Raw genomic sequence first — 20636 nt, 5'->3', positions numbered from 1 at the left:
CCCTCGTTCGGGGCACGCGGGGGGACATATGGCCCTCTAGTCGTAGCTGCGCCGGTCCTCGATCACCTTGCCGTCGTTCGGCAGAGATCCGGGCGGCACCAGTTCGACCCTGCCCCGCAATTTCAGCGTCTCGAGGACGCTTCCCTCATACAACGCCGGATTCGCGGCCCTGGTTTCGATCTGCACGATCATCAGGTCCATCTCGCCCTCGCGCTCGGCGATCACGCGGGCGCGGCTGACCTCGTCATGGCGGGCGACGAGGGCGGCCACCTGCTCGGGCCGGACGAACATGCCCTTGATCTTGGTGGTCTGGTCGGCGCGGCCCATCCAGCCCCTGATCCGGATGTTGGTGCGGCCGCAGGGCGAGGCGCCGGGCAGCACCGCCGAGAGGTCGCCGGTGGCGAAGCGGATCAGCGGATAGTCGGGGTTCAGCGTGGTCACCAGCACTTCGCCCACCTGCCCCGGCAGGACGGGGGTGCCGGTGCCGGGGGTGACGATCTCGACGATCACGCCCTCGTCGACGATCATGCCCTCGGGCGGGCCACCCGGCGGGTCATCGGGCGCAGGGCTCTCATAGGCGATATTGCCGAGATCGGCGGTGGCGTAGCATTGCAGGCAGGCGATGCCGCGCTCGGCATACTCCGCGCGCAGGCTGGGGAAAAGCGCCCCGCCCCCCACAACCGCGCGGGTGAATTTCAGCGTCTCGCCCATCTCCGCCGCGCGGTCGAGGATCACCTTCAGGTAATCGGGCGTGCCGGCATAGGCGGTGCAGCCGATATCGGCCGCGGCGCGGACCTGAAGCTCGGTCTGGCCGGTCCCGGCGGGCAGCACCGCCGCACCCACCGCCCGCGCGCCGCTTTCGAAGATCATCCCGGCGGGCGTCAGGTGGTAGCCGAAGCAGTTCTGCACGATGTCATCCGCGCCGATCCCCGCCGCATGCAGGAAACGCCCCATGCGCCACCAGTCGGGGGTGGTGCGGCCGATCTCGTAGATCGGGCCGGGGGATTGGAAGACATGTTCGAAAGCGCCGCCCGCCGGGATCAGCCCGCCCAGCGGCGGCCGGGCCTTCTGCGCCGCGGCCAGCTCCGACTTGCGGATCACCGGCAGGGCGGCCAGCGCCTCGGGCGTCGTGATCGCAGCGGGATCCACCTCGCCCAGCAGCGCGGCAAGGCCCGGCGCCTTCATCGCCCGGGCGATCTGGGCGGGCAGGTCGCGCGCAAGGTCGGCGGCGCGCCGGTCGGCGCTGCGGGTTTCCAGATCGTCGAAATGGGTGCTCATCTTTCCGTCCTTCGCCACATCCCCGACCGTCACGCCAGCCAGCGCTTGCGGCGGCGGTAGCTGCGCACGTCGCGGAAGGACTTGCGCCCCTCGTCGGACATGCCGAGGTAGAATTCCTTCACGTCCGGGTTCTCGCGCAGTTCGACAGCCGGCCCGTCCATCACCACTCGCCCGCTTTCGAGGATGTAGCCGTAATGGGCATAGCGCAGCGCGACGTTGGTGTTCTGCTCGGCCAGCAGGAAGGTCACGCCCTCATTCTCGTTCACCGATTTGACGATACCGAAGATCTGTTCGACAAGCTGCGGCGCGAGGCCCATCGACGGCTCGTCCAGCAGCACCGTCTCGGGGCGCGACATCAGTGCGCGGCCAATCGCGACCATCTGCTGCTCTCCGCCCGAGGTATAGCCGGCCTGGCTCTTACGTCGTTCCTTGAGCCGCGGGAAATAGGCATAGACCATCTCCAGATCGGCCCTCACGGCCCCCTTGCCGTCGCGCCGCGTGTAGGCGCCGGTCAGCAGGTTCTCCTCCACCGTCAGGTGCTCAAAGCAGTGGCGCCCCTCCATCACCTGGATCACGCCCTTGCGCACCAGGTCGGCGGGGGACATGTCCTGCACCCGTTCGCCGCGGTAGCGGATCGCGCCCTTCGTCACCTCGCCGCGTTCGGAATGCAGCAGGTTCGAGATCGCCTTGAGCGTCGTCGTCTTGCCCGCGCCGTTGCCGCCCAGAAGTGCGGTGATGCCGCCCTTCGGGACCCGCAGGCTCACCCCCTTCAGGACAAGGATGACGTGATTGTAGATCACCTCGATGTTGTTCACCTCGAGAAGGGTTTCCGTCTGCGCGGGCGCGGTATCGAGCATGGCTGGAACCTCGGGGGAAAGGGCGCCGGCCCGGCCGCGTTCGTGGCGACCGGGCCGGGGCGGTGGATCACTTGCAGTCGCGCGGAGTGATGTTGTTCTCCTTGGCGAAGGCCGCGGCGTCGGCGTCGATCAGAGGCTGGATCACCGAGCTGTCGGACTGGATCCAGTCGGTGATGACGTTCCACTTCGCCGCCTTCGCATCCCACTGCATCACCTGCGCCTGACCCGACCCGCCATGATTGGCGCAGGTCACCTGAAAGGCCGGGCCGAACTTGGGCATGCCATCCTTGGCCATCAGGTCCTCGGTGACGTTCAGCGCCTCCATCCCGTCGCGCATCTCGGCGGGCGTGATCCGGGCGTGGCCCGACAGTTCCTGCGCCTTCTTCGCCGCCTCGGCGGTCAGCATCGCGGCATAGAGCCCGCGATTGTAGAGGATGGTGCCGTGCTGGTCGCCCGCGCCCGCGGCCTTGCCCGCGTCATAGACGTATTTCTTGAGGTCGCCGTAGATCGGGAAGCCGTCACCCACACCCGAGAAGGTCAGCGCCTTGTAGCCGTTGGCGCCGGCGCCCGCCGGCTTCACGTCGTTCTCCGAGCCCGACCACCAGATGCCGATGAAATGGTCCATCGGAAAGCGGATGTTGGCGGCCTCCTGGATCGCGACCGGGTTCATCACGCCCCAGCCCCAGAACAGCACGTAATCCGGCCGCTCGCGCCGGACCTGAAGCCACTGGCTCTTCTGTTCCTGGCCGGGGGCGTCGATCGGGATCAGGCTGAGCTTGAAGCCGTACTTCTTCGACAGGTCCTGAAGCGTGCGGATCGGCTCCTTCCCGTAGGCGGAGTTGTGGTAGAGCAGCGCGATCTTCTTGCCCTTCAGGCTGTCGTTATTCTCCGACAGCAGGTACTTCACCATGATCGAGGCGCCGTCCCAGTAGTTGGCCGGGAAGTTGAACACCCATTTGAACACCTTGCCGTCCGCCGCCGAGGTACGGCCAAGGCCCGAGGTCAGCATCGGGATGCCGTCGGCCGTGACCTTGGGGATCAGCTGGTAGGTGATCCCGGTGGACAGCGGCTGGTACAGCAGCGCGCCGGTGCCCTTGGTGCTCTCGTAGCACTCCACCCCCTTCTCGGTGTTGTAGCCGGTCTCGCATTCCACCAGCTTGATCTTCTCGCCGCCGATGCCGCCGTCGCGTTCGTTCAGAAGGGTGAAATAATCGGCGTAGGCATCGGCGAAGGGGATGCCGTTCGCGGCATAGGGCCCGGTGCGGTAGCTGAGCGAGGGCATCACGAGATCGGCCATCGCCGGCACCCCGGCCAGCAGGCCCGCGGCAAGCGTCAGGGTCGTCAGGGTCTTCTTCATCTGGTTTCTCCTCCCGTATCGGGCCAGTGAGTTGGACGTCGCGTCGGTTCCGCCGGGGTTCGCCCCCGGTCGTTGGTCGGTGTCAGTGCGGGAACGGCCAGAGCCGCAGCTTCTCCTTCGTCAGGCGCCAGAGCTGGGCCATGCCGTGGGGTTCGGCGATCAGGAAAACGATGATCAGGGCACCGACGACCATCAGCTGGATGTGCGCGCCAAGGTCGGTAGGCCAGCCCAGCGTGTCGACCAGCACCAGCTTGATCATGACCGGCAGCACCACCATGAAGGCCGCCCCCGCGAAGCTTCCGAAGATGGAGCCGAGGCCGCCGATGATGATCATGAAGAGCACGGCAAAGCTCTTCTGGATACCGAACGCCTCGCCCACCTCGACCGCGCCGAGGTAGACCGAAAAGAACAGCGCCCCCGCGATCCCCACGTAGAAGGACGATACGGCGAAGGCGGTCAGCTTGGCCTTCAGGGGGTTCACCCCGATGATCTCGGCCGCGATGTCCATGTCGCGGATCGCCATCCACCGGCGGCCCACCGACCCGCGGGTCAGGTTGCGCGCCATCCAGGCCAGCGCCACGGCGAACACCAGGCACACGAGGTACCCCGCCCAGGGCGCGACCGAGGCGCCGGTGACGGGAATGCCCAGCACCGTGCGCTCGGGCATCGAGATCTGGCCCGAGGCCGAGTAGTTGTAGAACCACGGCACCCGGTTGAAGAGCCAGACGAGGAAGAACTGCGCGGCCAGCGTGGCGACGGCGAGGTAAAAGCCCTTGATCCTGAGCGACGGCAGGCCGAACAGCATGCCGACCAGCGCGGTGACGATGCCCGCGCCGAGGATGTGGAAGACGATGTTCACATCGGGAAAGGCCGTCGTCAGCTTGTAACAGGCATAGGCCCCCACCGCCATGAACCCGCCCGTCCCAAGGCTGAGCTGGCCGCAATAGCCCACGAGGATGTTCAGCCCGATCGCCGCGATGGCGTAGATAAGGAAGGGCACGAAGACAGCGTTGGTCCAATAGTCGTTCAGAAGGAACGGCAGCACCACGAAGCCGAAGACCAGCACCGCGTAATAGCGGTAGCGGTCGAAGCGGATCGGGAAGGTCTGCCCGTCGTCGCGGTAGGATGTCTTGAAGTCGCCTGCCTCGCGGTAGAACATCACTTCCTCCGTTTCGGGTGGGGGTGGCGCATTGTCAGACCCTCTCGATGATCTTCTCGCCGAACAGGCCCTGCGGCCGGAACACGAGGAACAGAAGGGCCAGGACATAGGCGAACCAGTTCTCGGTCGCGCCGCCGACGAGGGGGCCCACGAAGAATTCGAACAATTGCTCGCCGACCCCGATGATGAGGCCGCCGACGATCGCGCCTGGGATCGAGGTGAAGCCGCCCAGCATCAGCACCGGCAGCGCCTTCAGCGCGATCAGCGAGAGCGAGAACTGCACCCCCGATTTCGCCCCCCACATGATCCCCGCGACCAGTGCCACGAACCCCGCGATCGACCAGACCAGCACCCAGATGAACCGAAGCGAGATGCCGACCGAAAGCGCCGCCTGGTGGTCATCGGCCACCGCGCGCAGCGCCCGGCCCTGCTTGGAATACTGCGAGAAGAGCGTGAGCGCGGTGACAAGGATCGCCGCCACCACCATCGCCACGATGTTGAGCTGATCGACATAGAAGCCGTAGCCGAAAAGGCTGTTGGTGCTCTCGTCGATCCAGCCGGTGATCCCCTGCGGCAGGCCCACGTCCATCGCCTTGATGTCCGAGCCCCACATCGTGTCGCCCAGCCCTTCCAGGAAATAGGCCAGCCCGATAGTCGCCATGAACAGGATGATCGGCGGCTGGTTGACGAGGTGCTTGAGGATCAACGTCTCGATCACCATCGCCATGCCGATCATCACGATACCGGTCAGCACGATCGCCACGACGGCCGGCAGGGTCCAGCCGAAGCCGTGCATCTCCACCCCCGTGAGGGCGTGGATCAGGTCGGCGAAGGGCACCTGCCCCTGCTGGATGCCCACGAGGGTGAGCGCGGCGAACAGCGCCATCACCCCCTGCGCATAGTTGAAGATGCCCGAGGCCTTGAAGATCAGCACGAACCCCAGCGCCACGAGGGCATACATCACCCCCGACAGAAGGCCGTTCAGCGCGGCCTCCATCGCGAAAAGAAGGGTATCAGGCAGGACCATGGCGGCCTCCGGTCTTGGGGGAATGGTCAGTCATGGGCGACCCCGAGATAGGCGTCGATCACGTCCTGATTCGCGCGGACCTCGGCGGGGGTGCCGTCGCCGATCTTCTTGCCGTAATCCATCACCACGACCCGGTCGGACAGGTCCATGACCACGCCCATGTCATGTTCGATCAACGCGATGGTGGTGCCGAACTCGTCGTTCACGTCGAGGATGAAGCGGCTCATGTCCTCCTTCTCCTCGACGTTCATCCCCGCCATGGGCTCGTCGAGCAGCAGAAGCTTCGGCTCCGCCGCCAGCGCCCGGGCCAGTTCAACCCGCTTCTTGAGGCCGTAGGGAAGGCGGCCCACCGGCGTCTTGCGGATCGCCTGGATTTCGAGAAAGTCGATGATCTTTTCCACCTGCGCGCGATGGGCGACCTCCTCGGCCTCGGCCCGGCCCCACCAGAGGGCCTGCGCCAGCAGCCCCGATTTCATCATCGTCAGCCGCCCGGTCATGATGTTGTCGAGCACCGTCATCCCGTCGAACAGCGCGATGTTCTGGAAGGTGCGCGCGATCCCCTGGCGCGCCACCTCGTAGGGCTTCATCGGCTGGCGCCGCTGCCCGCGAAACCAGACCTCGCCCTCCTGCGGGGTGTAGAAGCCGCTGATGACGTTGAGCATGGAGGATTTGCCCGCACCGTTCGGGCCGATGATGGCGCGGATCTCGCCCTCGCGGATGTCGAAGGAGATGTCGGTGATCGCCTTCACGCCGCCGAACCGCAAGGTGATGTTCTTCATCTCCATCAGCACACCGCCGATCTTGCGGCCGTCGGCGGTGGGGGCGGCTTGGCTCATGTCATTCATGACCCTGCCCCCTTGAGCGCAATACGACCCAGACGAGGCCGAGGAACAGCGTGCCGATCAGCCAGATCGTCGTGACCGCCATCAGAGAGGCGCCGGCGTCGGCCATCGAGAGGAAGTGCACCGCGCCCGCCTCGGCCGGGTCCTTGGCAGCGTCGACCCGTGCGTGGGCGCGCGTCGAGACCAGACTGCACGGCACCGAAGGCCGGCAGCATCACCAATTGCCACGGCGCCAGAAAACCCAGTGTCCGCTTGCTCTTGCGTTGATCACTCATTCCGCCGCCATCCTCTGCGTGCGCGGCACCGTGTCCGCGTCGGTGATCGTCAGCGTCGCCTTGATCGCGCCCTTGCGGCCGTCCTCATAGGTCACCTCGGTCTCGGTGTAGATCTTGTCCGCCCCGCCGTAGAGCGCCTCGATCAGGTCTGCGAACTTCTGTTCGATGATCTTGCGGCGGACCTTGCGGGTGCGGGTCAGCTCCCCGTCATCGGCGTCCAGTTCCTTGTGCAGCACGAGAAAGCGGTGGATCTGACAGCCCGCCAGCATCGGATCTTCGGCGACGGAGCGGTTGACCTCCTCGACATGGGCCTTGAGTGCCGCGATCACCTGCGGGTTCTGGCTGAGCTCCTGGTACGAGGCGTAGGAGATATTGTTGCGCTCTGCCCAGTTTCCGACCGCGGTCAGGTCGATGTTGAGAAAGGCCGTGCACATCCTTCGCCCGGCGCCGAAGACCACGGCCTCGAGGATGTTGGGATAGAACTTCAGCTTGTTCTCGACGTATTTCGGCGCGAACAGCCGGCCGTCGGCCATCTTTCCGACGTCCTTGGCGCGGTCGATGATGCGCAGGTGGCCGGTGCCTTCCTCGAAGAACCCGGCATCGCCGGTAGCGACCCAGCCCTCCGGATCCTTGGTCGAAGCCGTGCTTTCGGGGTTCTTGTAATATTCCACGAACGTCCCGGGCGAGCGGTAGAAGACCTCTCCGCTGTCGCCGATCTTCACCTCCACCCCCGGCGAGGGCACGCCCACCGTGTCGGACCGCACCTCTCCATCCGGCTGCTGGGTGATGAAGACGGAGGCCTCGGTCTGGCCGTAGAGCTGCTTCAGGTTGATCCCTAGCGCACGGTAGAAATCGAAGATCTCCGGCCCGATCGCCTCGCCCGCGGTATAGGCCACGCGGATTCGCGTGAGGCCCAGCGTGTTCTTCAGCGGCCCGAAGACAGCCAGATTCCCCAGCGCATAGCGCAGCCGGTCCATCCCGCTGACGGGCTTACCGTCAAGGATCGCCGGGCCGACCCGGCGCGCAAGCTTCATGTAATGATCGAAAAGCCGCTTCTTCAGCGGGCCTGCATCCTCCATCCGGATCATCACGCTGGTCAGCATGGTCTCGAAGATCCGGGGCGGGGCGAAGAAGTAGGTGGGCCCGATTTCGCGCAGGTCGGTCATCATCGTGCTGTCCGATTCCGGGCAGTTCACGCAAAAGCCGGTCCACATCGCCTGACCCACGGAAAAGATGAAATCGCCGACCCAGGCCATCGGCAGGTAGGCCAGCACGTCGTCGCCGGCCTTGAGGTGGTCGAACTCGGACGAGGCGCGCGAGGTCTCGATGATGTTGCGGTTCGACAGGACGACGCCCTTGGGCCGCCCCGTCGTGCCCGAGGTATAGAGCATGACACAGGTGCTGTCGGGGTCCAGCCCGGCGATCCGGGCGTCCAGTTCAGCCTCGAAGCGGTGATGCGCGGCGCGGCCCTCGGCCACCACATCGGCCAGGGCGTTGAGCCGGGCGTGGTCGTATTTCCGCATCCCCCGCTTGTCGAGATAGACGACCTGCTCGATCGCGTGGGCGCCGCTGCCCTCCTGCACCTCGATCACCTTGTCGACCTGCTCCTGGTCGCCGCAGACGACGAAGCGCGCACCGCAATGGTCCAGCACATAGGCCATCTCATCGCCCGTCGCGTCCTGGTAGAGCGGCACCGGCACCGCGCCGCACATCTGCGCCGCCACCATCGACCAATAGAGCGCGGGACGGTTGCGCCCGATCACCGCGACATGATCGCCACGCGCGAGGCCCAGCGCCAGGAAGCCCATCGCCATTGCCCGGATCTCGGCCTCGGCCCCTGTCCAGGTCCAGCTTTGCCAGATGCCGAATTCCTTCTCGCGGTATGCCGCAAGGCCGCCGTGGTCCCGCGCGTTGCGCCGCAACAGAGCAGGAATCGACGGGAATTCCCCGTCCGGGGTCCTGATCGCCACTCTTCTCCTCCTCCCCTCGCCGGTTCCGCGGGCTCCTCTTCCCTCGGTCCGGACGCTCGGGGTGCGAGCATGTCCTGCGACATCCGCCTTCCCCGTATTCCGATTGGTGGCCTGCAAGTCTTGCGGGAATTTTTCGCAATCCTAACGAATTGTAACAGCCCCACGCTAAGCCCTTGGCGGGACGCCCGCGCCGTAGTTAGCTGATCCGCGATGCAGCCCCGGAGGAGGGGGAAGGCGCGGATGCCGGAAAACCCGGGCGACATGACGGCCAAGCTTACGCAGGCGGGGCTGAACCTGATCCAGCAGGCGCTGTCGATCTTCGACAGCGAGTTGCGGCTGGCGGTGTCGAACCGCGCCTACCAGGAGATGTTCGCCCTGCCAGATCACCTCACGACCCCCGGCGCGGGGTTCGAGGAGACGATCCGCTACCTCGTCACCCGCGGCGAATACGGCCCGGTCGAGGATGTCGAGGCGGCGGTGCGCGACAGGGTCGAGACCGCCCGCGCCTTTCGTCCGCACTACATGGAGCGGCCGCGCCCGAACGGCAGGACGATCTCTGTCGAGGGGGCGCCGCTGCCGCAGGGCGGCTGGGTCACGGTCTATACCGACATCACCGAGATCAAGCACCAGGAGACGCTGCTCCGCGCCCGTTCGGCGGAACTGTCGGAACAGCTTCTGGCCCATGCCGAACGCCTGGGGCAGGCCAACCGCGCCCTGGCGGCCACCAATGCCGCGCTCGAGGAGGCCCAGCGCGAGCTGACCGAGACCGAGGCGCGAACCCGCCTGACGACCGAAATGATGCCCGCCCACATCGCCCATGTCGGTACCGATCTGCGCTATACCTATTCCAACCGGCGGCTGGCCTCGGTCATGCCCGGACGGCCGGCGCAGATCCTCGGCCTGACACTGGCCGAGGTTCTGGGCCCCGAGACCTTCGCGCGGGTAGCCCCCTATCTGAACCGCGCGCTGGCGGGTGAGGCGTCGGTTTTCGAATTCACCGACGAGGTCAGCGGGCGGAGAATCCGCGGCGCCTTCACCCCCGACCGGATCGGGCCGGAAGGGACGGAAGGTCCGGTCAACGGCGTCTACATCCTGTCGATGGACGTGACCGAGGAGGCGCAGGCCCGGGCCGCCCTTCTCCAGACCCGCAAGCGCGAACTGGCGGCGCAGCTGTCATCGGGGCTGGCGCATGATTTCGCCAACCTGCTGACGGTGATCCTGGGGCTGCAATCCCGGCTGGAACGCCTCGGCCTGCCCGCCGAGGCGGCGGAACTGGTGGCGGCGACGCAGGCGACGGCGCGCCGCGGCGGGCGGCTTCTGGACCGGATCGCCGGAATCTCGGGGCGGCGCGCGCCGCGGCCGGTGCCGACCGACCTTCCTGTCTACCTGGGCGACCTTCGGGCACTGGTGGCGCCGTCGCTGCCCGAGGGGGTGCAGCTTTCGGTTTCCGTGGCGGGGCTGACCGCGCCGGTGATGATCGACCAGGGGCCGCTGCAGGACGCGCTGGTCAACCTTGTCCTCAATGCCCGCGACGCGATCGGCGCGGGCGGGGTGACTGCAGGCGGCGAGATCCGGCTTGCCGCCCGCCCGGTGCGCGACACCTGGGTCGAGATCACGGTGACCGACACCGGACCCGGCTTTTCCCCCGAGGCGCTGGCGCACGGGCTCGACCCGTTCTTCACAACCAAGGGCAGCGAGGGTTCGGGCCTCGGGCTCTCGATGGTGTACGATCAGGCCAATCTCGCCGGCGGGTCGGTCCGGCTGACGAACCGGCCCGAGGGCGGCGCCCGCGTGGTGTTGCGCCTGCCGCTGCGGCTGGCGCCCCCCGCCCCGGCCTCGACGGCGCCCGACCTCGTGCTTCTGGTCGAGGACACCGAGGAAATCCGCCTGAGCGTGCGCGAGATGCTTCGCGCCCGGGGCCATGCGGTGATCGAGGCGGCCAGCGTCGAGGAGGCGCTGACACTGGCCGACCTGCCCGAGATCGGCCTCGTACTGTCCGACATCGGCCTGCCCGGCCCCCGCTCCGGCGTCGACCTGATGGAGGCGCTCACGGCCCGCGGTACCCGGGCACGGCGCTGCCTGATGACGTCCCTCCCCGCCGCCGACCCGGCCTGCCGCCGCGCCGCCGCGCTGGGGGTGCCGGTGCTGCCGAAACCCTTCGACGCGACCGGCCTCGCCGCTTTCCTGGGCACCGGGTCGGCGGCATGAGCGCACCGCATGTCGCCATTCTCGACGATGAGCCCGAGATCCGACGCATGCTGTCGGACGCGCTGACCGAGGCCGGGTTCCGCACCACCGCCTACGGCCGCGCGACCGAGTTCGAGGCTGCGCTGCGCAAGACCGCCTTCGACGTCTGCCTCGTCGACCTGGGCCTGCCCGACCGCGACGGTCTGGGCCTTGTCCACCGGCTGGCGCTGGAATCGGGCGCGGCGATCATCATCGTCTCGGGCCGCGCGCAGGTGCAGGACCGCGTGACCGGGCTGGAGCTGGGCGCCGACGATTACATCATCAAGCCGTTCGACCCGGCCGAGGTGGTCGCCCGCGTCCGCGCCCGCCTGCGCAAGGGCCGCCCGGGGGCCGAGCGCGCGCCGATGACCGCCCGCTTCGAGGGTTGGGAAGTGCAGTTCGACCGCTACCTCATGATCGGCCCCGACGGCGCCGAGGTGCCCTTCAGCCACGCCGAGGGCGAGGTGCTGCGGCTGTTCCTCGAGGCGCCGAAGCGGTTGATCTCGCGCGCGCAGATGCAGGAAGCCCTGGGCGGCGCGGCAGGCGACAGCTTCGATCGGGCGATGGACGTGCGGATCTCGCGCCTGCGCACCAAGCTGGGAGAGGATCCGAAGACGCCGCGTCTGATCAAGACGATCTACGGCGCGGGTTACCTGTTCCTGGGCGATGTCGACTGGACCTGAAGGCGGCCGGGAACGCCTCCCCCGCTCCCCGCTCCGATCACGGCGATATGACGGCGCTGTGCGTTGTGTTCCTCCCGCGCGCGCCGGAGGCTTCTGCGATCGGCCCGCCCGTCGGGCCCGCCATGAAACGGAGACACCGATGACGCGCATGACCCTGACCACGCTGGTCGCAGCCAGCCTCGCCCTCGGCGCGGGCGCGGCGATCGCTGACACCACCACTGCCAACACCACCACTGCCAACACCACCACTGCCACCGCCCCAGCGGCCGCCCCCGCCACCCCGGCCGACGTGCCGCAGGACGACAACCTGAACGCCACGCTGTGGATGCAGAACTCGGTCGAGCACAAGGCGGTGGCCATGGGTCTGTTCGACCTGGCCCGCATGCGCCTGCACCAGGCGCTGAGCCACAAGGGATGGACCGCGGTACCGGACATGGAGGGGTCGGGCTACGAGAAGAAGCCGGTGGCGATCATCACCGACCTCGACGAGACCGTGCTCGACAACGCGAATTACGAGGCCTCGCTGGTCACCCGCCACACCAGCTTTTCGCCGAAGGAATGGACGGATTACGTGAATTCCAAGACGTCGAAGGCGATGCCCGGGGCGATCGCCTTCCTGAAATACGCGGAAAAGCACGGGGTCCACATCTTCTACGTCTCGAACCGCAACAAGGCGGAAGAGCCCGCGACGCGCGAGAACATGAAGGCGCTCGGCTTCCCGGTGGACGCCAAGAAGACGGACTTCCTGTCGAAGGGCGACAAGCCCGAATGGGGCTCGTCCAAGGGCAGCCGGATCGCCTATGTCGCCAAGGATTATCGCGTGGTTCTGCTGATGGGCGACAACATGGGCGACTTCACCGACAAGGCGAAGGGCGACGCGAAGGCGCGGATGAAGGCGTTCGAGGCCGACCACAAGCACTGGGGCCACGACTGGATCGTTTTCCCCAACCCCGAATACGGGTCGTGGGAATCGGCGGCCTTCGACAACGACTGGAAAAAACCGGCCGACCAGCGCCGGAAGGAAAAGATCGAGGCGCTGCATCCCTGGTCGCCCAAGGGCTGAGGCCACATCCGCGGGAGGTTCACACCCCCGCACCCACCGACTCTGCGGGGGTTTCACACCCCCGCACCCCCGTGGGATATTTCCGCTCAGAAGAAGACAGGCCTTCTCTCACTTTCTGCTCTCAAATATCCCGGGGGTGCAGGGGGCAGCTCCCCCGCCGGCGCGACATCGACGCAGGCGCCCACGCCTTGGAAAGGGGCCGGGACTATGCCGCCTGGCTGGTGCGCGCTTCGGTCAGTACGGCGTAGAGCGTCGACGGGTCGTCGTTGGCGCGCAGCTTGGCGCAGACCTGCCCGTCGCGCATGGTGCGCGAGACCAGCGCCAGCGCCTTGAGGTGATCGACGCCGCTGTCCTTCGGTGCAAAAAGCGCGAAGACGAGGTCCACCGGCTGGCGGTCGACCGCGCCGAAATCGAGCGATTTCTCAAGCCGCAGGAACACGCCGACGATGTGGTCGAGGCCATGGAGCCGGGCGTGCGGCAGGGCGATGCCGTTGCCTACGCCGGTCGGGCCCAACCCCTCGCGTTCCTGCAGGGCGTCGACGGCATCGGGGGCGCCCAGGCCGTAGACCTGGGACGCGATGTCGCCGATTTCCTGGAACAGGCGTTTCTTGCTGGTGAGGTGACCGACGATCCGAACGGCGCCGGGCTTCAGAATGCTGGAGAGATCCATGTACCTTCTTCTGTCCGGCGCCTTCGGGCGCGCTTGATCAACCGTTGTTGCGCGGATCGATCCAGCCGATGTTGCCGTCTTCGCGACGGTACACCACGTTCACCCCGCTATGCTTCTCGTTGCGGAAGACCAGGAGATGAGATTCCGCCAGCTCCATCTGCATCACAGCCTCACCGACCGAGAGAGACGGGATCTTGGTCTCCATCTCGGCGATGATCATGGGTTGCAGAGATTCCGGCTCCACCTCGTCCGACCCTTCCGACGCGGCGAGGATATAGGCGGAACCGGCCCCGAATTCAACCGGCTGCGCGCGGCCCTGATGATGGTCTTTCAGCCTGCGCTTGTAACGGCGCAACTGCTTGGCCATCTTCTCGGCACAGGCGTCGAAGGCGGCGTAGATCTCGGTCGCGTGGCCCTTGGCGGTGGCCGAGAGACCGGTCGACAGGTGAATCGTCGATTCGCAGACATATTCGTGCGCGGCACGCGAGAACGTCACGACGGCATCCGTGGGGCGGCCGGCATATTTGGCCGCCGCCTCGCCCAGCTCGGCCTTCACGTGGCTTTGCAAGGCCTCGCCGATGTCGATCTGTTTTCCGCTGATCTGGTAGCGCATGTTGCCTCCTTCGGAATTGCCAGGCCACGGATGCCATGCGATCGCAAGGCCTTGGCCCGGCTTGGTTATTATTAACCTTTGAGGCCGTGATCCGCAGCGGGGCCCTTGTGGTCGCGGGCGCGGCGGCGGCGCTCGAAGGAAGAGGGTATCCTCATGCTTTCCCTGTATTTGGCGACACATCTGCGGGTGATGTCAATGCCGTCGGCATTGAGCCGTGCGCGGATGGCCGCATCCGAGAGCGGCGTGGTGGCGGGCTCATGCTCCACCATCCGCCGTATCGCGATCTTGACCGCGTGGCTGGAAACCCTTCCGCCCCGCCCGGCGGGCAGGCCAGACGGGAAGAACAGCGACAGCGGATAGAGGGCGCCGCCACTCATCAGCACCTTGCCCGCCACCGCGCGCCCGAGGGTCGAGGGATGCAGCCCCAGTTCGTCCGCCAGCTTGCGGCGGCTGAGCGGCGCCAGGTTTTCGGGGCCGCGGGTGAAGAAGAGGTGCTGATCGGCGACCAGGCGCCCCCCGATTCGCAGCAGCGTCTCGCCGCGCTGGCCGACCGCGCGGATCAGCGCCTCGGCCCGGGCGCGGGCCGCCGCGACGAAGGGGTCATGCACGTCAGGCACGCGCGCCAGCAGGGCTGAGTCGAGCCTGAGCGCCGGCATCACCCCCTCGGCCAGCCTCACCGCCAGCCCGCCGTCGGGCCCCCTGTCGACCACCAGATCGGGCACCAGCGGCATCGCCGAGGTCTCTCCCCCGTCGACCGGATGCGGCGAGACGCTGCGCAGCGCGGCGTCAAGGGCCTTCACCTCGGTCACCGGCACGCCAAGCCGGCGGGACAGCGCGGTCCAGTCATCCTGGGCGAAGAGGTCGAGATGCGCGACGACCTGCGCGGCCAGATCCGGCGCCACGCCCTTGTCGGCGAGTTGCAGCGCCAGGCATTCGGCAAGGTCGCGCGCGCCCACCCCCGCCGGCTCGCAGCGTTGCAGCGCGGCTATCGCCTCGGCCACCAGCTCGGCAGGCTGGCCCGTCTCCTCGATCAGTTCGGCGTCGGTCGCGTCGAGATAGCCGTCGTCACGCAGCGCGCCGGTCAGGTAGATCGCGACGGCGTGCACGTCGCCCGGCAGGCTCATCTGCCCAAGCTGGCGCCGCAGCCCCTCGCCCAGCGAGGGCCGCGCCGCAACGGTTTCAAGCGCGATGTCGTAGGCCGAAAGTCCTCCGCGCGACGGCGGGGTGACACGCAGGAAGGGGTTGGAGCCTGCCTCGCGCGCGATCACCTGCGCAAGATCGAGCGGCGGCATGGCAAGGATCTGCAACGATTGCCGCATGCCCGGCGTCAGGGCGAGGCCGGGCTGCTGGGCGATCCCGAGGCGCTGGGTCACCGCCATCGGAATGCCCTTTCCCTGATGCCGCGCCGCGGGGTGCCGCGTCCGCCTGCCCCGGGGGCCGTGCCCCGCCCCCCCGGACGCGGCCCGCGATCAGCTGATGCGGAAGCTTTGCCCCAGGTAGACACGGCGGACGTTCTCATCGCGGACGACCTCGTCGCTGGTGCCGCTCATCAGCACCTTGCCATCATGCAGGATATAGGCACGGTCCACGATTTCCAGCGTCTCACGCACGTTGTGATCGGTGATCAGCACGCCGATGCCCCGGCCGCGCAGGTCAGCGACCAGTGTCCGGATCTCGTTCACCGCGATCGGGTCGACCCCGGCGAAGGGTTCGTCAAGAAGCAGGTACTTGGGGTCGGCGGCCAGGCAGCGCGCGATCTCGACCCGGCGCCGCTCCCCCCCCGACAGCGACAGCGCGGGGGCGCGGCGCAGGTGGGTGATCGAGAAGTCGGACAGAAGCTCCTCCAGCCGCTCGCGCCGCTTGTGACGGTCGCTCACGGCGATCTCGAGCACGGCGAGGATGTTGTCCTCCACCGACAGGCCGCGGAAGATCGACACTTCCTGCGGCAGGTAGCCGATGCCCATCCGCGCGCGACGGTACATCGGCAGAAGGGTCACGTCGCGGCCATCGATCCGCACCTCGCCGCCCTCCGGGGTGACAAGGCCCGCGATGGCATAGAAGCAGGTGGTCTTGCCCGACCCGTTGGGTCCGAGCAGCGCGACCACCTCGCCACGCCCGAGTTCGAGAGAGACGTCACGGATCACCGGGCGCCGGCGGTAGGACTTGCGCAGCCCCTCCACCCGGAGGCCGGCCCCGCCCTGGGCGACGGAAAGTTCGGGAGGCGGCGTCATTTCTTGGCAGCCCCACCGGATTTGCCGCCGGATCCGGGCGCTGTCTGCGGCAGGAGCGTGGTCTTGACGCGGCCCGTCATCGTTCCCAGACCGGTGTGCAGGTTTACCACCAGCCGCGTGCCGGACATCACGTTCTGGCCCTGTGTCAGCAGAACGTTGCCGGTCATCACCACGTGGCCGCTTTCCAGCGTGTAGACGGCATCGGCGCCCTTGGCCGCCTCGGTCGGGCTGGTGACCATGACGACATTGCCCATGGCATGGATCGTCTTGATCTTGCCCTTCTGGCCGTTCTCGCCCTTGACGTAATCGACATGCACCTTGTCGGCGGTAAGCTTCATCTGGTCCTGGGTCGCGATCACGTTGCCGGTGAAAAGCGCGGTGCCGTCCTTCTGGTTGACCTGAAGCTGATCGGACGTGACCTCGACCGGGGCCGAGGGATTGGCCTTCATCCCCATGTCCACTTGCGTACCCTGCGCCGCAAGCGCGGTGGCGGGAACGGCAAGACAAAGGCCGACCAAGACTGCGCGGAACGAAATCACGTCATTTCCCCTTCTGCGACGGCGTGTATACCAGCTTCACGTCGCCGTTGAAAACCAGAACATACGGCCCCGGCTTGCCGTCCGCGCCGGGCGTCGCATCAATCACCATGTGATCCGCGTCGATCCGGCCAAGCGGCCCGGTTCCGGCAACGGCCCCTGCACTTTGCAAATGTGTCCGGTCCAGCCGTCCGGTCAAGGCGTCGGTGTCCATCCTGTAGCCGTCGGAGGTGGTGATCACGACCCCGCCGCTCAGATCCATATTGCCGGTGGTCGGGTTCACCTTGCCATGCTGCGCGTCGACCTTGGTGTAACCGCCGTCGGGGTGGTCGAAGGTGGCGTGGACCACCGTCGCCCGCGCCCCCGGCTTGGCCGGCACGGCGGGCGCGGCGGGGGCCGTCTTGCCCGCGGCCTGCGCCGTGCCACCCGTGCCGCCGCCGGCGGGATCGGCAAGCGGCTTGGCCACGCTCGCCGTCACGCTGACCGAGGTGCCATCCTGGGTGACCCCGTTGTAATTGGGCATGGTCACCTGCTGCTCCGAGGCGATCTGCTTCACGTCGACCTTGGAAAAGCGCACCGCCCGCGACGGGTCGATCGAATGCGAGAACAGGAACAATGTCGACAGAAGCGCCAGCGCGCCCAGCGGCAGGACGATCTTGAGCCAGGCGACGAGGCGCGAATGGGCGTTGTCCCGCCGGCGCATCTCAGACGACCCCGGCCCTCAGGCAATCGTGGATGTGGATCAGCCCCGCGACCTTGCGCCGCGCGGCGTTGCCCTCCCCCTCGCCCGGGGTGACGACGAAAAGCGTGGTGATCTTGCGCGCATTCATTTCGGCAACCGCTTTCTCGGCCAGGGCCCCGGGGCCGATGGTGCGCGGGTCCGGCGTCATGACCTCGCCCGCGGTATGGGACAGAAGCCCCTCCATGTGACGGCGCAGGTCGCCGTCGGTGACAATGCCCACGAGATAATCATCGGCATCGGTCACGCCAACCACGCCAAAGCCCTTCTGGCTCATCACCAGCAAGGCTTCGCCCATCGGCGTGTCGCCGGTGACCAGCGGCACGTCGCTGGCCGCATGCATCAGGTCCGCCACCTTGGCCAGCCGCGCCCCCAGCTTGCCCCCGGGGTGGAACTTGCGGAAATCCTCGGGCGTGAACTGGCGGTGCTCCATCAGCGCCACGGCCAGCGCATCGCCCAGCGCCAGCGTCATCGTGGTCGACGAGGTTGGCACGATTCCGGTGCCGCAGGCCTCGGGCGCGGCGGGCAGCACCAGCGCCACGTCGGACTGGCGCAGCAGGGTCGAGTCTGGCCGGCTCGCCACCCCGATCAGCGGGATCGAGAAGCGCCGCGTATGCGCAATGATGTTGGCAAGTTCCGGCGTCTCCCCGGAGAACGACAAGACCAAAGCCACGTCGCCCGGCGTCACCATGCCAAGATCGCCGTGGCTGGCCTCGGCCGGATGGACGAAATGCGCGGGCGTGCCGGTGGAGGCCAGCGTCGCCGCGATCTTGCGCCCGATGTGGCCCGACTTGCCCATGCCCGACACGATCACCCGCCCCGGCGCGTCGAGGATCAGCGACACGGCGCGGGCGAAATCGCCGTTCAGGCTGCCCTCGAGCATCTGAAGCGCTTCGGTCTCGGCGCGGATCACCCGGCGCGCGGCGGCAAGGAAAGTCTCGTTCTCGGTCATCGCAGGGGCCCGGCAGGCAGGGGGTGGAGCCGCAGGGCCCGGACCCCGGGGGAAGTTTGACGTGCAGGGGCCCTTACTTTACCATGGACGCAGGAATTTCAAGCATTGCCTTATCCATGCCGGCCCGGGTTTCAGGGGCCGCCCAGTCCGGGAACCGCCCCGCTGCCTTGGATCATGTACACCGACGACCGGTCGCAGCGATGGTCCCTCAATACCGAGGGGCTCTATCTGCTGATCCGGGCCTCGGTGCGTGCGCTTGAAATCCTGCATCGGTCGCGGGTCGAGGAGACGGATCACGGCTTCCTGCTGCCCACGACCTATAACGTCAGCACGAATTTCGAGGGTTTCCGCGCCGCGGTTGACAGCAAGACCGAACGCCAGTTCGCAAGGGCCGAGCGCGCCCTTCTCGCCAGTGGCGCCAGCATGCGGCAGGATCTGATTGCCCTGGTCGCGCGCACCCGCGGCGCGCTGCAGCGGCACGAGGCGATGCGGCGCGACTGCAACCGCCGCTCGCGCCGGTCGATCGACAGCCACGTCAGCGGGTGGGAAACCGCCGTCCAGGGCGCCGAGGTGGTGCGCGACGGATCGGCCACGATCCTCGTCGCCGGGGCCAGTGCGTTGTCGGGCGGGGCAGCGGTGGCCGCCCTGGGCGCCGGGTCGGCGTTGCGCGGCACCGCGACCTACCAGGATACCGGCAACGTCGGCGCCGCGATGATCAACGCCACCGGCACCTTCGTGGTCGGCGCCGTCAGCCTGGGCACCCCCGCGATGTCGACCCTGTCGCGCGCAGAGCAGATCACCGTGATCTCGGTCAGCAGCGGGGGCAGCGGCACCTTCGCCGGCCTGCAGTCGATGGCCGAGGGGCATTCCGGCACCGAGGCGCTGGAACAGGCCGCACTGGCGGCGGGGTTCTCGATCCTCGGCAGCGGCGTGGGGCTGAGGACGGAGACCATGTCGGTGCCGGTTCAGGTCACCTCCGGCGCGGCGCTGGACACCGCGGCCAGTCAGGTGTCGGGCATCGTCGGCCGGTTGCACGAGGCGCCGGCCACCACGCCCCCCGCGACGCCCCGCACCCCGGTACGGACGCCAAGGGTCAGGGGCAACGTGAATTACGCGGGCATTCCGATGGAAGACGGCCACGACCGCCGCTACGTCGAGATGAGCGTGCTGCGCCCCTACCGCGCCTGAGTTTCGCGGACCGCGCGGATTAGCGGGTGAAACCGGTCAGGCGCGGCGGCGGTCAATATGCGCAGATCGGTGCGCCCAGATCAGTGCGCGAAGATGTCGAACTCGCCCCCGGCCATGAGGTCGAGCCGGGCGCGCGTCGGCAGATAGTCGAAGCAGGACTTCGCGATCTCCTGCCGGTCCTCGCGGACGAGGCGCTCATCCAGCGCGGCCTTCAGGCGGTGAAGGTAAAGCACATCCGACGCCGCATATTCGCGCTGCGCGTCGGTCAGCTCCGCCGCGCCCCAGTCCGAGGTCTGCTGCTGCTTGGAGATGTCGACGCCCACCAGCTCCTGCAAAAGCCACTTGAGGCCGTGCTTGTCGGTGAAGGTGCGCACCAGCTTCGAGGCGATCTTGGTGCAATAGATGGGCGCGGTCAGCGTGCCGAAGGCATGGTAGAGCGCCGCGACATCGAAACGCGCGAAGTGGAAGAGCTTCGTCACCCCGGGATCGGCAAGCAGCGCCTGCAGGTTGGGCGCCGAGGTCTGGCCCTTGGCGATCTGCACCAGATGCGCGTTGCCGTCGCCCGACGACAGCTGCACCAGGCAGAGCCGGTCACGATGCGGCATCAGGCCCATCGTCTCGGTGTCGATGGCCACGACAGGGCCAAGGTGAAGCCCGTCGGGAAGATCGCCTTTATACAGGGTAATCGCCACGTCCATATCTCCGTCTCTCGGGGGAGGGAGATATGGTGCCCAGGAGAGGACTCGAACCTCCACACCTTGCGGTACAGGTACCTGAAACCTGCGCGTCTACCAATTCCGCCACCTGGGCCGGTGTCGTGGAGCGCGATGTATCGGGGGCCGCGGGCGGTGTCAACGGGGTCCGATCGAAAATCTTTCGATGGACCGGAGGGGCGCCCGGCGCGGCGGGTTCCGGCATCCGCCGGCGCGGCCCATCGGCGGCTGCGGGGCCCAGGCTCCGGCCCCGGATA

General features: G+C 67.5%; 21 protein-coding genes and 1 tRNA gene. 5 read left to right on the top strand and 17 right to left on the bottom strand.

The window, feature by feature from the left end; all coding sequences use genetic code 11:
* Positions 1–36 precede the first annotated feature (36 nt).
* The 7 genes from CVV76_RS16860 to CVV76_RS25465 all read right to left on the bottom strand — a co-directional run bounded on the left by CVV76_RS16860 (position 37) and on the right by CVV76_RS25465 (position 6719).
* Positions 37–1278, bottom strand: a complete 1242-nt coding sequence (locus tag CVV76_RS16860) for a phenylacetate--CoA ligase family protein (protein WP_102225852.1) — start codon at positions 1276–1278, stop codon at positions 37–39.
* A 29-nt stretch (positions 1279–1307) separates the two neighbouring features.
* Positions 1308–2135 carry an ABC transporter ATP-binding protein gene (locus CVV76_RS16855; protein ID WP_102225851.1) on the bottom strand — a complete coding sequence of 276 codons (828 nt, stop codon included), beginning with the start codon at positions 2133–2135 and terminating at the stop codon, positions 1308–1310.
* Between the two features lie 67 nt (positions 2136–2202).
* Complete coding sequence (locus CVV76_RS16850; protein WP_102225850.1) at positions 2203–3492, bottom strand: ABC transporter substrate-binding protein; 1290 nt, start codon at positions 3490–3492, stop codon at positions 2203–2205.
* An 82-nt stretch (positions 3493–3574) separates the two neighbouring features.
* Positions 3575–4651 (bottom strand): branched-chain amino acid ABC transporter permease, encoded by a 1077-nt coding sequence (locus tag CVV76_RS16845; protein WP_102225849.1) that lies wholly within the window; start codon positions 4649–4651, stop codon positions 3575–3577.
* A 34-nt stretch (positions 4652–4685) separates the two neighbouring features.
* Positions 4686–5672, bottom strand: coding sequence for a branched-chain amino acid ABC transporter permease (locus tag CVV76_RS16840; protein ID WP_199178640.1), 987 nt, complete (start codon positions 5670–5672; stop codon positions 4686–4688).
* Positions 5673–5704: 32 nt separating this feature from the next.
* A complete protein-coding gene (locus CVV76_RS16835) occupies positions 5705–6523 on the bottom strand; it encodes an ABC transporter ATP-binding protein (RefSeq protein WP_102225848.1) in 819 nt (272 codons plus the stop codon).
* Entirely contained in the window at positions 6516–6719 is a 204-nt protein-coding gene (locus CVV76_RS25465) for a hypothetical protein (RefSeq protein WP_233192994.1), read from the bottom strand. The genes CVV76_RS16835 and CVV76_RS25465 overlap by 8 nt, the downstream gene beginning before the upstream one ends.
* Here CVV76_RS25465 and CVV76_RS25695 point away from each other — a divergent pair.
* Entirely contained in the window at positions 6667–6885 is a 219-nt protein-coding gene (locus CVV76_RS25695) for a hypothetical protein (RefSeq protein ID WP_408607890.1), read from the top strand. The two genes, CVV76_RS25465 and CVV76_RS25695, sit on opposite strands and share 53 nt — an antisense overlap.
* On the opposite strand, the gene CVV76_RS16830 is transcribed toward CVV76_RS25695, so the two are convergent.
* Positions 6792–8765, bottom strand: a complete 1974-nt coding sequence (locus CVV76_RS16830) for an AMP-binding protein (protein WP_233192993.1) — start codon at positions 8763–8765, stop codon at positions 6792–6794. The two genes, CVV76_RS25695 and CVV76_RS16830, sit on opposite strands and share 94 nt — an antisense overlap.
* Before the next feature lie 240 nt (positions 8766–9005).
* Here CVV76_RS16830 and CVV76_RS16825 point away from each other — a divergent pair, with 240 nt between their 5' ends.
* The 3 genes from CVV76_RS16825 to CVV76_RS16815 all read left to right on the top strand — a co-directional run bounded on the left by CVV76_RS16825 (position 9006) and on the right by CVV76_RS16815 (position 12737).
* Positions 9006–10973, top strand: coding sequence for a hybrid sensor histidine kinase/response regulator (locus tag CVV76_RS16825; RefSeq protein WP_233192992.1), 1968 nt, complete (start codon positions 9006–9008; stop codon positions 10971–10973).
* Positions 10970–11674, top strand: a complete 705-nt coding sequence (locus tag CVV76_RS16820) for a response regulator transcription factor (RefSeq protein WP_102225847.1) — start codon at positions 10970–10972, stop codon at positions 11672–11674. The genes CVV76_RS16825 and CVV76_RS16820 overlap by 4 nt, the downstream gene beginning before the upstream one ends.
* A gap of 139 nt (positions 11675–11813) precedes the next feature.
* Positions 11814–12737: a 5'-nucleotidase, lipoprotein e(P4) family gene (locus CVV76_RS16815; RefSeq protein ID WP_158243190.1), complete on the top strand. Its 924-nt coding sequence runs from the start codon at positions 11814–11816 to the stop codon at positions 12735–12737.
* Positions 12738–12942: 205 nt separating this feature from the next.
* On the opposite strand, the gene CVV76_RS16810 is transcribed toward CVV76_RS16815, so the two are convergent.
* The 7 genes from CVV76_RS16810 to CVV76_RS16780 all read right to left on the bottom strand — a co-directional run bounded on the left by CVV76_RS16810 (position 12943) and on the right by CVV76_RS16780 (position 18478).
* A complete protein-coding gene (locus CVV76_RS16810) occupies positions 12943–13407 on the bottom strand; it encodes a PTS sugar transporter subunit IIA (protein WP_102225845.1) in 465 nt (154 codons plus the stop codon).
* Between the two features lie 37 nt (positions 13408–13444).
* Complete coding sequence (gene hpf, locus CVV76_RS16805) at positions 13445–14020, bottom strand: ribosome hibernation-promoting factor, HPF/YfiA family (protein WP_102225844.1); 576 nt, start codon at positions 14018–14020, stop codon at positions 13445–13447.
* A gap of 71 nt (positions 14021–14091) precedes the next feature.
* Positions 14092–15399, bottom strand: coding sequence for an RNA polymerase factor sigma-54 (gene rpoN, locus CVV76_RS16800; protein ID WP_102225843.1), 1308 nt, complete (start codon positions 15397–15399; stop codon positions 14092–14094).
* A 90-nt stretch (positions 15400–15489) separates the two neighbouring features.
* A complete protein-coding gene (gene lptB / locus CVV76_RS16795; RefSeq protein ID WP_102225842.1) occupies positions 15490–16251 on the bottom strand; it encodes an LPS export ABC transporter ATP-binding protein in 762 nt (253 codons plus the stop codon).
* Positions 16248–16790 (bottom strand): lipopolysaccharide transport periplasmic protein LptA, encoded by a 543-nt coding sequence (lptA, locus tag CVV76_RS16790; protein WP_233192991.1) that lies wholly within the window; start codon positions 16788–16790, stop codon positions 16248–16250. Before lptA ends, lptB begins: the two co-directional genes overlap by 4 nt.
* 1 nt (position 16791) lies before the next feature.
* On the bottom strand, positions 16792–17490 hold the full coding sequence (gene lptC, locus CVV76_RS16785; RefSeq protein ID WP_102225841.1) for an LPS export ABC transporter periplasmic protein LptC: 699 nt from the start codon (positions 17488–17490) through the stop codon (positions 16792–16794).
* A gap of 1 nt (position 17491) precedes the next feature.
* A complete protein-coding gene (locus tag CVV76_RS16780; RefSeq protein WP_102225840.1) occupies positions 17492–18478 on the bottom strand; it encodes a KpsF/GutQ family sugar-phosphate isomerase in 987 nt (328 codons plus the stop codon).
* 174 nt (positions 18479–18652) lie between these two features.
* On the opposite strand from CVV76_RS16780, the gene CVV76_RS16775 reads away from it, so the two are divergent.
* The gene (locus CVV76_RS16775; protein WP_102225839.1) at positions 18653–19666 is read left to right on the top strand and encodes a hypothetical protein; all 1014 of its coding nucleotides are present in this window, start codon (positions 18653–18655) and stop codon (positions 19664–19666) included.
* A gap of 80 nt (positions 19667–19746) precedes the next feature.
* On the opposite strand, the gene CVV76_RS16770 is transcribed toward CVV76_RS16775, so the two are convergent.
* Both CVV76_RS16770 and CVV76_RS16765 read right to left on the bottom strand, forming a co-directional pair.
* Positions 19747–20358: a ribonuclease D gene (locus CVV76_RS16770; RefSeq protein WP_102225963.1), complete on the bottom strand. Its 612-nt coding sequence runs from the start codon at positions 20356–20358 to the stop codon at positions 19747–19749.
* A gap of 33 nt (positions 20359–20391) precedes the next feature.
* A tRNA-Leu gene (locus CVV76_RS16765) sits at positions 20392–20476 on the bottom strand.
* Between the last annotated feature and the right edge of the window lie 160 nt (positions 20477–20636).

Source organism: Acidimangrovimonas sediminis (genome assembly GCF_002871005.1).
GTDB classification, from domain to species: Bacteria; Pseudomonadota; Alphaproteobacteria; order Rhodobacterales; family Rhodobacteraceae; genus Acidimangrovimonas; species Acidimangrovimonas sediminis.
This window is presented reverse-complemented; position numbering and strand designations above follow the sequence as displayed.

Excerpts from the sequence above, each read along its gene's own strand:
- CVV76_RS16860 (WP_102225852.1), bottom strand. The coding sequence starts at position 1,278 with ATGAGCACCCATTTCGACGATCTGGAAACCCGCAGCGCCGACCGGCGC.
- CVV76_RS16855 (WP_102225851.1), bottom strand. The coding sequence starts at position 2,135 with ATGCTCGATACCGCGCCCGCGCAGACGGAAACCCTTCTCGAGGTGAAC.
- CVV76_RS16850 (WP_102225850.1), bottom strand. The coding sequence starts at position 3,492 with ATGAAGAAGACCCTGACGACCCTGACGCTTGCCGCGGGCCTGCTGGCC.
- CVV76_RS16845 (WP_102225849.1), bottom strand. The coding sequence starts at position 4,651 with ATGTTCTACCGCGAGGCAGGCGACTTCAAGACATCCTACCGCGACGAC.
- CVV76_RS16835 (WP_102225848.1), bottom strand. The coding sequence starts at position 6,523 with ATGAATGACATGAGCCAAGCCGCCCCCACCGCCGACGGCCGCAAGATC.
- CVV76_RS16825 (WP_233192992.1), top strand. The coding sequence starts at position 9,006 with ATGCCGGAAAACCCGGGCGACATGACGGCCAAGCTTACGCAGGCGGGG.
- CVV76_RS16820 (WP_102225847.1), top strand. The coding sequence starts at position 10,970 with ATGAGCGCACCGCATGTCGCCATTCTCGACGATGAGCCCGAGATCCGA.
- CVV76_RS16815 (WP_158243190.1), top strand. The coding sequence starts at position 11,814 with ATGACGCGCATGACCCTGACCACGCTGGTCGCAGCCAGCCTCGCCCTC.
- CVV76_RS16810 (WP_102225845.1), bottom strand. The coding sequence starts at position 13,407 with ATGGATCTCTCCAGCATTCTGAAGCCCGGCGCCGTTCGGATCGTCGGT.
- hpf (WP_102225844.1), bottom strand. The coding sequence starts at position 14,020 with ATGCGCTACCAGATCAGCGGAAAACAGATCGACATCGGCGAGGCCTTG.
- rpoN (WP_102225843.1), bottom strand. The coding sequence starts at position 15,399 with ATGGCGGTGACCCAGCGCCTCGGGATCGCCCAGCAGCCCGGCCTCGCC.
- lptB (WP_102225842.1), bottom strand. The coding sequence starts at position 16,251 with ATGACGCCGCCTCCCGAACTTTCCGTCGCCCAGGGCGGGGCCGGCCTC.
- lptC (WP_102225841.1), bottom strand. The coding sequence starts at position 17,490 with ATGCGCCGGCGGGACAACGCCCATTCGCGCCTCGTCGCCTGGCTCAAG.
- CVV76_RS16780 (WP_102225840.1), bottom strand. The coding sequence starts at position 18,478 with ATGACCGAGAACGAGACTTTCCTTGCCGCCGCGCGCCGGGTGATCCGC.
- CVV76_RS16775 (WP_102225839.1), top strand. The coding sequence starts at position 18,653 with ATGTACACCGACGACCGGTCGCAGCGATGGTCCCTCAATACCGAGGGG.